An 11,716-nucleotide genomic window follows, 5' to 3' on the forward strand; every position below is an offset into this window, starting at 1 on the left:
CGCAGGTGCTCGCCAATTATTACGACGCGGCCGAGTCGGATATTGCCGCGAAACCGCAGGCCAAAGTTAGCGCGCCGGTTGGAAAAGCCGCGGCTTTGGCAAACGCGCAAACTGCCAGGCAAGTGCAGCCGCTCGTTTTTATTTTGATTGCGCTGGCGTTGATCGCTCTGATGGTTGAATCCGCGATGCTGATCAACCACGCCGGCCGTTGGAGAATGCGCCATGTTTGATCGGCCGCTCCTGCTCTGGCTGCTCGTGCTCGTGCCGATCGCGGCGACGCCGGGAATTCTCGCGATGCGCAGTGGACCCCGCTGGGCGGGTGCTGCGTCTGCGACGCTGCGCGCGCTCTGCGTCGTCGGTCTGGTCGCGATGCTCGCGGGCCTGCGCATTCCCGGACGTATCGCAGCGCAAAGCGTTGCGGTGGTCGCGGTGATGGATGAGTCGCGCTCGGTGTCGCCCGATCAACAGGATTGGATGCGTAGCCAGATCGAACAGTTGAAGTCCGCGATGGCGCCGAGCGACCAGCTTGGGATTGTCGGTTTTGGCCGCGACGCGCGGCTGCTTGCGCCTTTGACCGATCCGCGAATGCTGGGCCACTTCGGCGACGGTGTCGATGGAGGGGCCACCAACATCGCCAGCGCGCTGACTGCGGCCGAGAGTTTGTTTGCGCCCGAAGCCGACAAGCGAATCGTGCTGCTGAGCGACGGCAATGAAACCGAGGACTCCGCGATGTCGGAAGTTCCTGCGATGCTCGAGGACGGCGTGCGAATCTTCGCCGGCGCGCCGCCGCCGTCGGCCACCGAGAGAATCGCGGTCACCAATTTCTATTCTCCCGACACGGTCCGCGCCGATCAGCGGTTTGCATTCAGGATCGGCGTCGAAAGTGAATCGCAGACTCCTGTCGCCGCGATGCTGAAGCTCTACCGCGACGATACCGCCATTGGCGGCGAATCGATTACGCTCAAGCCGGGGCTGAACGAGTTCGAGCTGCCGTATCGGCTCGAGCAGCAGGGCGCATATCTGATGAGTGCGGAAGTTTCGATTGCGCCGCCGCGAGTCGCGCTGAATACGCGGGTCGAGGCGTCGATTTCGGTGACCGGCGCGCCGCGGATTCTGATCGTTTCTAATTCTCTGCCGGAAAGCCTCGTGACCGCGCTCAAGATGCGCAACTACAAAATTGATTTCGTTTCGCCGCGCAGCTTGAGCAAGAATCCGGCGGATTACCTGCCGTACCAGCTCGTGATCCTCGACGACGTGCCCGCGGGATCGTTGACGCCGGCTGGGCAGCACGCGCTCAATCGCTACGTCGCGGACTACGGCGGTGGATTGGTCGCGACGGGCGATACGCTGCGCGAAGAAACTCTGGCCGGCGGCGATTTGGAAAAGGCGCTGCCGGTGAAGTTCGTGCCGCAGCCGCCGCCGCCGTCGCGCGAGCCGATTGCGGTCTATCTCTGCATCGATCGATCGAACTCGATGAGTTACGACTCGCGCTATCCCGCGGTGCGCGACGGCGAGCGCATTCGCTACGCCAAAGAAGCCGCGATCGCGCTGCTGCGCCAACTCGACGACACTGACTTCGCCGGCGTGATTGCGTTCGATTCGCAGCCGTACGTGCTCGCGCATCTGCAGCCGCTCGGTGAGGATCGCGGCGAGCTCGAAAATCGCATCGACCGTCTGCAACCTGGCGGCGGCACTGACTTTAAGGACGCACTCGAAATCGCGGAGCGCGAGATTCTGCAGAGCGGCATCCCGGTGCGCCAGGTGATTCTGCTGACCGATGGCGACACCAACCGCCAGTATCACGACCACGACGATCTCATCGCCGAATTCGCGCGCCAGCACATCCCCGTTTCGACCATCCGCATCGGACCCGACCTTGCGAATCTCGAATTGCTCCAGGACTTCGCGCAGGCGACCGGCGGTATTTTCTATCGCGTGCAGGATATCGAGAAGCTGCCGCTGCTGCTGGTCGGATTGACCCGCGAGGCGATGAACCGGCGCAAGCAGGATCGCACCACCGTCGAAGCGGGAGACGCGACCGCGATGCTCTCCGGCATCGGCATCAAGGACATTCCGCCGATCGATTTTTTCGCCGCGACCGAGCCCAAGGACGGTGCGCAAGTCACACTCAAGGTCGCGCGCGCCGACAAGACCGCGCCGCTGCTGGCGTCGTGGCAATACGGACTCGGCCGCACTGCGATTTTCGCGGGCGATCCCGATTCACTGGCGACGCTGAGCTGGATTCGATGGAACCGTTATGTCGAATTCTGGTCGCAGCTGGCGAACTGGACGATGCGTCAGGGCGACTCCGGGATGTTCACGATGCGCGTGTACAATGCGCCTGACGGGGCAGTCACGGTCGAGGCGGAAAAGGCCGATCCCGATCCCGTCAGCAACCTGGTCTGCCGGATCACCGGGCCCGAGCGCGCCATCGACGTTCCGATGACCGAGGCGGGCGCCTCGATCTACCGCGGCGAGGTCGGGCCGCTGCCGCGCGGCAAGTACGCGGCGACACTGATGTTCAAAGCGGGCGATTCCGAAAAAATCCTCGAGCAGCGCGAATTCGCCACCGCCGGATCGATTCCGGCCGACAGCGCCGAATTGCGCATCAGGCCGCCCAATCTCGAACTGTTACGGCGCCTGGCGACCGCGACCCATGGCGCCTTCGACGCGACCCCCGCGACCATCGTCCGCCACACCGGACAGACCGTCGCATATCGCCGCAGCGCCGACCCGTGGATGATTCCACTTGTAATCATGCTGTTCCTGGGAGAAGTTTTCGTGCGACGCCGTTATCTCGGCGACTAGCATGGAGCAGTTCATGAAAATTTCGGCTGCCAATCTTCCTCATCTTATCGCCGCAGTTGCAGTCCTGGTCGCCATCGCCGCGCCTGCCGCTATTGCGAATGCCGCAACTTCGCCGCGCGACGCCGACGCGCTCGCGAAGGCCACCTACATCTATGTTGCGACGGTTCGCAAAGACGGCAATCAGAGCAAAGCCGCGCCGGTCTGGTTCATCACCACCGCCGGCCAGCAGGTGCTTATCGAAACGTCGCCGACCAGCTGGAAGGCCAAGCGAATCAAGCGCGGCAGCCCGGCGATGATTTGGATCGGCGAGCGCACCGGTCCTGCGTTTATCGGCAAGGCCGAGATCGTCACCGATACGAAGCTGCAGGACCAGGTGATCGCCGAATATCCCAAGAAATATCTGCTCGCCCGGATCGGGTTTGCGCGTCCGTCGCGCGCCAAGCTGGACTCAGGCCAAATCGTCGTCATTCGTATTTCGCCGACGCGCGATTTGCCCGACGGATTTCAATCCTCGCCCGGAACTCCCGCACCGTCGCTCGACGAGAAGACAAAGCCCACCAGCGCTCACTAGAACATCTTGAAATCGCATCGCTAGTAGGACAGCATGCCTGCCCATGCGTTTAGTCAAACTGGCAGTAGCTTTAGTCATCATTGCGTTGCTAACAAGCGCCAACTGCTTCGCGGACGACTTCTTCTCGTTACGCGACGCGAGTGCTGATTTGCTCACCCCCGCGCGGCATCAATTCGACATCGAAGCCGACGACGCCTACATGTTCCTGGTCGGCCCGAGCACGCTGCGGCGCCGCATCAACTCGTTTCCCGATAGCGCGATTAGCCTGCAGCACGACCTCGGCGTCTCGCAGCTGCAGTTGCCCGAGGTGCTGCTCTCGCTCTGGTTCGACGACGTCAACGCGGTGCAGTTCCAGTTCCGGTACTACGGAATCTACGGCAGCAAATACGAAACGCAGCCGTTGGCATTTGGCGGGACGATAATTTCGCCGGATCAAAAGCTGAATCCCGGCGGCACGCGATGGTACACGTTCGGCGGATATTACGAGCGCCGCCTGACGCCGATTTACCAGGACTACGAATCAGGACTGCCGCAGTTTCTGCAGGGATGGGACTCGCGCGCAAAGGTCGGAGTCGAGTTCACCTACAACGACTTCCGAATCAACGACGGTACTCCTCTGTTCAGCCAGCGCTCGCCCTACGAAGCGCGAATCCGTTTCCACGAGAAGGGATTGCCGATACCTGCGATCGGCCTCGAGGAGCGTCATTGGCTCGGGTACCATTTCGCGTTCGAAGCGACGGCGCAGGGTTACTGGATCAACAAATGGCCGTCGGGGCGCAGCGAGGGTGGCGAGGTTTACGACTCGCAATCTGGCTTCGAGACTCACTGGCGCGTGATTTACGCTAGTCCCGAGTGGCGCGGCTTCTCGCCGTTCGCCGGATTCAACTACAACTATACGAAGTACACGCAGACTTCGTCGGGAGTCGGGAACTTGTTGCGCGTGCAGTTGTACGGTCCCGAGGTCGGCTTCAACTGGAGTATCTGATCGTCGCGCAACAAAGTCGCTAGCCTCAAGTGTGCCGCGGAGTAAAATCAAAATTGTGGCTAATGACTCCGCATCTGCGCTGATCAAGTGCGCGCTGAACTGCCGATGCCCGGTGTGTCGCGACGGCGTGATCTTCCGCTCGCACTTCAAGATGAATCGCGAGTGCCCGCGATGCCACGTCATCTTCTGGAAGGATCCCGGCGAGACTCTGGGCGCGATGTATCTCGATTTCGCGGTAGCCGCCGGATCGTTCCTGGTATGCTGGGCGATCCTTGCCATCACCACGCATCTGTCTGACGCCGTCGAAATTTTTATCCTGTGCGCGGTCGCATGCGGCAGCGTTTTGCTCTGCTACCCGCTCACCCGCAGCGCCTGGACGGTGCTGGTCTACCTCTCAGGCGGAATAGAGCGCCAGCGCCCCCGCCTGCGCACAATCCAGGGCGGCAAAAAATCCGCCTGAATCGATTTCCCCTCTACGCGCGCTCGACTCTCGAACGCCCCGCCAGCTTTTCCTGCAGATGCGCCAGACGATCTGCTGCCGCAGCGATCGTCTCGTCGCTTTTCGAAAACGTGAATCGAATCTTCCGATGTCCCAATTCCGCGCGATGATAAAAACTCGAACCGGGCACCGCAGCGACTCCGACCTCGTCGAGTAGGAAATCCGCCGCCGCGAAGTCGTCCTTAAATCCAAGCTCGCCGATTTCCGCCACGATGTAATACGCACCGTCCGGCTTTGTGCATTCAAGCCCCGCCCGCGTGAGCGCCGCGTACAACCTGCCGCGCTTGCGCTCGTACATCGCAGTCAGGTTGGCATAAAACGACTCTGGCAGCCGCAGCGCCACGGCCCCGGCTTCCTGCAGCGGATGCGGCGCGCCGACCGTCAGAAAATCATGCACCTTGCGAATCGGCGCTGTGATTCTCTCGCTCGCGATCGCATACGCCAGCCGCCATCCGGTGATCGAGTAGGTCTTCGACAGTCCACTGATCGTGACCGTACGATCGGCCATCCCGGGCAGGCTCGCGATCGAGATATGCCGCGCGCCGCCGTAAATGATGTGCTCGTAGATCTCGTCTGTGATAGCCAACGTGTCGTACCGCTCGCATAGCGCGGCGATCATTTCGAGTTCGGCGCGCGTGAATACCTTGCCGCTCGGATTGTGCGGAGTGTTGATCACGATTGCCTTGGTGCGCGGCCCGAATGCTGCCTCGAGCTCGGCGCGATCGATCGAAAAATCCGGATCGCGCAGCGCCACGTAGCGCGGCGTCGCGCCGGCCAGTATCACGTCAGGTCCGTAGTTCTCGTAAAAGGGCTCGAAGATGATCACCTCGTCGCCCGGATTGATCACCGCCAGCATCGTCGCGATCATCGCCTCGGTCGCGCCGCATGTTACCGTGATGTTACGGTCGGGGTCGCACACGATGCCGTTGTAACTGCGCACCTTGTCTGCGATTGCGCGACGGAAATTCGGCGAGCCGTGCGTGATTGCGTACTGGTTGTATTCCTCGTCGATCGCGCGTTTCGCCGCTTCCTTGATTTCGGCCGGCGCCGCGAAGTCGGGAAATCCCTGCGCCAGGTTCACCGCGCCGCACTTAAGCGCCCGCCGCGTCATCTCGCGGATAACGGATTCAGTGAACAGACGTGTCCTGGCGGAAATATCAGTCGGCATAGCTCTGCGATTACTCGCGAAGTCGCAGTCTAGCCGCGGACGGGCGCGCACGACAACTCGCTCGATTGAGTGCCCATCTGAAATCGAAAGTGAAAAAATTTCAGAGGAACGGCTTCGGAGGAAGGTAGAGGTCAGCGCAGGAACGGGCAGTTTTGAAATTCGACGGACAAAAAAGCACGTCGCGCTTCAAAGTGGTCCGCTACTCCACCACCTCTTCTTCCAGCACGCCGGGGCCCTGGCGCAGTCGCCACTCGTCGATTACTTCGACGTTGAAGCGCCAATCGCTCCCAATCTTGAAGCCGGGCAACTGCCCCTTCTTGAGCAGCCGATAGATGGTCGAGCGATGGACTCGAAGATACTCGGCTAGCTCATTTACAGTCAGGACTTTCGTCGACGATGGCATTCGTTCACTTCCTCTTTAGTGTGCCTACCCATTCTTAGGATGGCAAACAGGCTATCATAAAACCTGTACTATGCTATAGACCCTCTTATTGTACAAATCAGGCCCAACGTCAAGCTTTACGAGGGTATACAGCGCGTCATTGTGCTATTCGGCACTCAATCGGGTTAATTTGTACGTATGGAACAAGCGCAGTCAAGCGGCCGATTGACCGCTTTCCTTTGCTTTAGCCGCGCGTCATGTGGCTCGGTTACAAAGATCGGACTGGAGCAAAATCGGCAAAATTTACCCGAAGAGGCGGATAGCGGCTTTCCTCAACTCGGCGCGATGGTCGGGGTGAGCAATCGCGATCAATTCGGCGGCGCGCTCGCGATGGTTCTTTCCCAGCAACCGCGCGATTCCGTATTCCGTCACAATGGTGTCGGCGAAGTAGCGCGGCACCGTCACCAGCGCGCCCGCTTCGAGTTGCGGAACGATCCGCGAAATCGCGCCGCCGACCGCAGTCGATTGCAGCAGAGTAATCGCCCGACCTCCCGGACACAGGAACGCGCCGATATGAGTCTCCGGCTGCCCGCCGGTCCCGTTCATCATCCGCGCGCCGAGCACGCTCTCCGAATTGATCTGCCCCGTCAGATCGATCGCGAGCGCGTTGTTGATCGACGTCTGCCGGTAGTTCGCGGACACCGTCGCGAGCTTGAGCACGTACTCCGGATCGTAAAGCTCAAACGCCGGGTTGTCGTCGACTATCCGCAAATCGTCCGGGTCCGATCCCGACCACGCGACCGCGACTGCCTTGCCGCGATGGATCGTCTTGCGCCGCCCGTTGATTATCCCGGCATCGACCAGCCGCGCGATTCCCGGCGCCACCATTTCGGTATGCAGCCCCAGGTCGTGCTTGCGATCGAATGCGCCCAGCCGCGGCATCTGCGAGCTGGGATCTCCGACCCCAATCTGAATCGTCACGCCGTCTTCGATAAGTTCGCTGAGGTATCCCGCAACCGCCTTGAACTCCGCGGGCGGCGGCGTGAGGCCGAGCAAGACGCGCAAATCCGAAAGCGGCGTGCGCTGCAGATACTGAACCAGCGGCCAGATGCGCTCGACTCCCACCTCTGCGATGATCGCGCGGATGCCCTCGCGTTTTTCAGCGTCCATCGCCGCCAATGCACTTTCGATCACCGCCTGATCCGGCGGCGGCGGAGTCCCCTCCACGAAATACTCGAACTCCGAAACATGCATGTACACGTCGCCGTAAGTGCGCGTCAGGTTCGCGTCGACCTCGGCAATCGCATGACGTGCGCGCCGCGCGTACATCCGCTTGTTCCACTGATGCGGCCCAAAGCTGACGAAACCCTTCGCGTTGGGCGTGGTGACGTTGACGAAAGCGAAATCGATCGGCTTGTCTTCCGCCGGCCGCTCGTCGTGGGGCTTGAATGCGGTCGAAAATAAATTGGGTAAGTACGTCGCCTGTTGCCGGTCGTGCGCGGCGCGTCCCAGGTTGCCGATGAACAGCTCGAACTCGATCTTGAAATGCCGCGCGACGTCTCCACCCATCCATCCCGGGTCGGTAAGCGGCGACGACATCCTGAGATCGACCACGCCGCCGATCTGCTTGCCGCGCGCCGCCAGCGCCCGCTGCATCACGGTTCCCGCCGCGAGCGGAAAATCCACCCGCATCCCCGGCTTCACCATCGCCGCCGCTTCATCGGGCGAAATCGTGCGCGATCGGTAGTACTCCTGCCAGTTCATTGAGCGTTCCTTCTTGGCGATCAGAGTCGTCGAGCAGCCACAATGGCCCAAACTCGATAACGCTGGCAAACTTGTCCGCTCACATCCGAGCGGTTAGCTTTCGAGCATGGTGATCGTCGACGGTGATTTCCGCTACGAGATTCGCCGCGCCGGCGAATTGATAGCCGTCGAAACCGAATCGCTGGCGTGGGGATTGATTCGCGGCATGCGGCGTCCCGCGAGCGGCTCGAATTTGTACGAAGTCGAAGCCGACCTCGACGACGCCGGCCTCGTCCGCCGGGTCGCCGTCAGCTACAACCGCGGACCCTTCACTCGCAACGCCGCCTACGAATCGGTCGACAGTTTTCTGCGCGGCTACATCAGCGCGGGCGGTAGCCGCAACGATCTCACCACCAAGCTCGGCCGCTACGGCGAAGTGGACGCCGACCTCGTCATCTTCCGCGCGCTGACCATCTCGCACATACGCGAACGCGGGCAGACGCGATGGACCGGCCGCATCGCTGCTATCGATCCCAACACTCTTGTCGCAGTCACCAGCAAGCAGTCATGCCGCCAGCGCGGCAACGACCCGCATCTGTGGATTTACGAGCCGCGGATGGGCGATTCAGAAGAAATCGAGATCGACGATTCAGGATTGATACTGCGCCGCCGCGACTCACGCGGCGTGGAAACGGTGCTGGTGTCAAAAGAGCCAGTCAGTGAGTAGCCTGGGCGTTTGTGGTGCGATCCAGAACCCTCACCTACCTGCCGCGTTGCGGCAGGCCGCCTCTCCCGTAAAGGAACGGGCGAGGTAAGAGCGGGAAGGGGAACCATATTATTGGGAGAGCGAAAGGTCGTCCTCGACATTTCGCGATTTCCTATCACTGGGTGCAGAGCCTGTCCTGAGCGAAGCCGAAGGAGGTCACCCCTGCCGAAGGAAGCGTGAAACCCACCGCGGGTTTCACATCAGGTGAAGTGGATGTGTATCTACCTACGCCGCCAGCTTCTTCGACGGCATCTTGCAGTCGCCGTCGAATTGCGCGCCCTCGTTGAGGACGAAGCTGGGCGTGTTGATCGTGCATTGCACTCGCGCCGTCGCCATCAGCTCGACGCGCTCACGCGCAGTCACTTCGCCGCTGAATGAACCGGCGATCGTCACCTTGGTCGCGGAAATTCGCGCGCTCACCACGGCGCCGGTCGCGATGACGACATCCTCGCCGGTGATCTCGCCTTCCGCTTCGCCTTCGATTTTCACCGGGCCGCGAAAGTTGAGCTTGCCCGAAGCCTTGGTGCCTTTTCCGATTCGTGATTCGAATTCTTCGTGAGCCGCCATATGCTGATTGCCTTTCCCGATTTGGGGTTTCACTATTGCGGGAATGCGCGCGCACGCGCAATGCTCGCGTGATGGATCGCGTATGTGAACAAAACATTAAGTAGTGTGCCGTAACTGGTTTGCACTCGTCGTGTCGCGTGGAGCAAGGATTTTTTTGACAAGAGAGGCCCGAAAAAAAGATGAATCGTGAATCCAATCAACGCCGCGAGCATGGCCCTGAACGCCGCGGCGGACAGGGACTCGATCCGCATCAGTCCGATTCCGGCGACGCGACCATCCTCGCGCTGCTCGCCGAGACTCCCGCCGCCGACTTTGTCGATCTCGTGATCACTTGGCGAGCCAACGAAAACGCGTACGAAGTGTGGGCGCGCCGCGGGATGATTCGATTCAAACGGTATGCCGACGACCGCGGCGCGCTCTCCTTTCAGGTGGTGGAGCAAGTCGGTGAAAACCCAATCGCGAATCAGGATCCATTTATCATCTCGACTATCGACGAGGAGCTGGACGCCGCCGCCCGCAGCGGCAACCCTACTGACGATCCAAATCGGGCGTACTTCGAGCCGGGCGTGATCAGCCACCCTTACGCCTACGAGCGAATCGCGCAGCTGTTCGACAGTCCGCGCGCCCCCGACCTGATCGTCAGCCCGAAGGCTTACGCGTATGGAATACAGCCGGGCCAGCACGGTGCGCTGGACGTCGTGCAATGCCGCGCGCCGTTGGTGTTCAGCGGCCCCGGCGTCCGCCGCGGACTCTTCAAACTGAATGCTCGCCAGGTCGACGTAGCGCCGACCATCGCGCGCGTCGCGGGACTTCCAAAGATCGCCGGCCTCGACGCGTCAGGCTCGCCCGCCGAAGTTTATGTGAAGCGACAGGATGGCAAGCTGCTCGACGAAATAATCGACAACAATGCCGAGCGCCCGAAGCGCGTGTACATGTTTTTGCTCGACGGCCTCTCGCATTTCGAGCTGCGCCATCAACTCGACAACAACCGCGCCGGCATTCGGAATCTCGCGGGCCTGGTCGAGCGCGGAGCGATGCTCTCGCACGGCTCGATCGTCAACTTCCCGAGCATCACGTGGCCCAGCCACTCGACGATTCTCACCGGCGCATGGTGCGGGCATCACGACGTCGTGAATCCGACGTTCCACCTGCGCGAGCATCGCGAGACAGTGCCAATCCAGGGCAACATCTTCGAAACCGAGCGCTATCTGAGTCCCGACGTCGAGACGCTCTACGAGGCGTTCAAGCGCGCGGGCGGCAAGGGCACTATCACTGCGTCGATCCATGAACCGCAGGGACGCGGCGCCGATCACGCGGTGTTCGAGCGGCGAATCGTCGGCGACAAGACGCGCCTCAAAGCGCTGACTGCAGAGATGGCCTCCGACGTGAGCCCGCGATGGGCCGCCGACAACATGCCTGCGATGACGCGTGAGGAGATCGTGGACATCCGCGGGATGGCGCAAGTGATCAACCTGTTCGACCACTGCGGCGATGAGGCCCCGGTGTTCGTCGCGCACGAGTTCGTGCTGACCGACGGCGCCGGCCACGACTACGGCCCGCATCACGAGGGCCTGCGCGAGGCGCTCTATCGCACCGACCAGAAAATCGGCGCCGTGCTCGAGATTTTCCGCGCGCGCGGCTTGCTCGACTCGACGCTGTTCGTCGTCACTTCCGACCATGGGATGGCGGCGCAACGGGTCGAGCTCAAGGCAAATCCGGCGCGCGAGCCGGAGCGCGCGGGAATCCAAGGCGTATTCGCCGAGCCGATGATCTACCTGCGCGATCTGCGCGTCGAGCTCGAGCGCGCGCGCGACCTGCGCAGCCTCCGCGTGACTGTGCTCGACAACGATCACCTACCCGACGGCGAGCATCCGCCGCTCGCAGGCGCGCGCGTCACCTTGCATGGCCGCGGCGGTGCAGTACTCGCGGAATCGCGGACGCCGGAAACCGGCCGCGTCGCATTCGCAACACCAGCCGACGCCTCCGATGCCGAACTAACAGTGAGCATCGAGTTGAAAAACTTCAACTCGCGCAAGCTGCGAGCCGACGGCACCTCACTAGCCAAAAACCTCCGCCAAATCCTCTACGCAAATCTTAATTCATAAAGATGATGCCAAAAGTTACGACTCGTAATTCACAGAAGGCTGCGCGATCGATCTTCCCCTCTCCCGTCGGGAGAGGATTTAAGGTGAGGGACCTTACTCAGCGCGCGCCTAGCGCGCGATTC

At 61.4% G+C, this 11,716-nt stretch carries 11 protein-coding genes; 7 read left to right on the plus strand and 4 right to left on the minus strand.

Features of this window, described 5'->3' with window-relative positions:
- The 5 genes from WB650_RS11525 to WB650_RS11545 all read left to right on the plus strand — a co-directional run.
- Window positions 1-230, plus strand: a 230-nt coding sequence (locus WB650_RS11525) for a hypothetical protein (RefSeq protein ID WP_423960541.1), incomplete at its 5' end; no start/stop codon positions are given.
- Window positions 223-2,808 (plus strand): VWA domain-containing protein, encoded by a 2,586-nt coding sequence (locus WB650_RS11530; RefSeq protein WP_423960543.1) that lies wholly within the window; start codon window positions 223-225, stop codon window positions 2,806-2,808. The genes WB650_RS11525 and WB650_RS11530, both read left to right, overlap by 8 nt.
- A gap of 13 nt (window positions 2,809-2,821) precedes the next feature.
- Window positions 2,822-3,379, plus strand: a complete 558-nt coding sequence (locus tag WB650_RS11535) for a pyridoxamine 5'-phosphate oxidase family protein (RefSeq protein WP_422300722.1) — start codon at window positions 2,822-2,824, stop codon at window positions 3,377-3,379.
- Between the two features lie 85 nt (window positions 3,380-3,464).
- Window positions 3,465-4,364 (plus strand): hypothetical protein, encoded by a 900-nt coding sequence (locus WB650_RS11540; RefSeq protein ID WP_423960545.1) that lies wholly within the window; start codon window positions 3,465-3,467, stop codon window positions 4,362-4,364.
- A 55-nt stretch (window positions 4,365-4,419) separates the two neighbouring features.
- Window positions 4,420-4,824 (plus strand): hypothetical protein, encoded by a 405-nt coding sequence (locus tag WB650_RS11545; RefSeq protein WP_422300720.1) that lies wholly within the window; start codon window positions 4,420-4,422, stop codon window positions 4,822-4,824.
- A 13-nt stretch (window positions 4,825-4,837) separates the two neighbouring features.
- Here the strand turns inward: WB650_RS11545 and WB650_RS11550 are convergent, their stop codons facing one another.
- The 3 genes from WB650_RS11550 to WB650_RS11560 form a co-directional block, all read right to left on the minus strand.
- A complete protein-coding gene (locus WB650_RS11550; RefSeq protein WP_422300719.1) occupies window positions 4,838-6,031 on the minus strand; it encodes a pyridoxal phosphate-dependent aminotransferase in 1,194 nt (397 codons plus the stop codon).
- Between the two features lie 199 nt (window positions 6,032-6,230).
- Complete coding sequence (locus WB650_RS11555) at window positions 6,231-6,434, minus strand: helix-turn-helix domain-containing protein (RefSeq protein ID WP_331585325.1); 204 nt, start codon at window positions 6,432-6,434, stop codon at window positions 6,231-6,233.
- A 282-nt stretch (window positions 6,435-6,716) separates the two neighbouring features.
- Complete coding sequence (locus WB650_RS11560; RefSeq protein ID WP_423960547.1) at window positions 6,717-8,177, minus strand: acetyl-CoA hydrolase/transferase family protein; 1,461 nt, start codon at window positions 8,175-8,177, stop codon at window positions 6,717-6,719.
- 106 nt (window positions 8,178-8,283) lie between these two features.
- Between WB650_RS11560 and WB650_RS11565 the strand changes: the two genes are divergently transcribed.
- Complete coding sequence (locus tag WB650_RS11565) at window positions 8,284-8,883, plus strand: hypothetical protein (protein WP_422301068.1); 600 nt, start codon at window positions 8,284-8,286, stop codon at window positions 8,881-8,883.
- Between the two features lie 264 nt (window positions 8,884-9,147).
- Here WB650_RS11565 and WB650_RS11570 read toward each other — a convergent pair whose 3' ends face one another.
- On the minus strand, window positions 9,148-9,522 hold the full coding sequence (locus tag WB650_RS11570; protein WP_423960549.1) for a bactofilin family protein: 375 nt from the start codon (window positions 9,520-9,522) through the stop codon (window positions 9,148-9,150).
- 146 nt (window positions 9,523-9,668) lie between these two features.
- Here WB650_RS11570 and WB650_RS11575 point away from each other — a divergent pair, with 146 nt between their 5' ends.
- Window positions 9,669-11,594 (plus strand): alkaline phosphatase family protein, encoded by a 1,926-nt coding sequence (locus WB650_RS11575; protein WP_422301072.1) that lies wholly within the window; start codon window positions 9,669-9,671, stop codon window positions 11,592-11,594.
- Window positions 11,595-11,716 lie beyond the last annotated feature (122 nt).

The organism is Binatus sp. (SeqCode) (genome assembly GCF_049584895.1).
In the GTDB taxonomy this organism is placed as follows: Bacteria; Desulfobacterota; Binatia; order Binatales; family Binataceae; genus Binatus.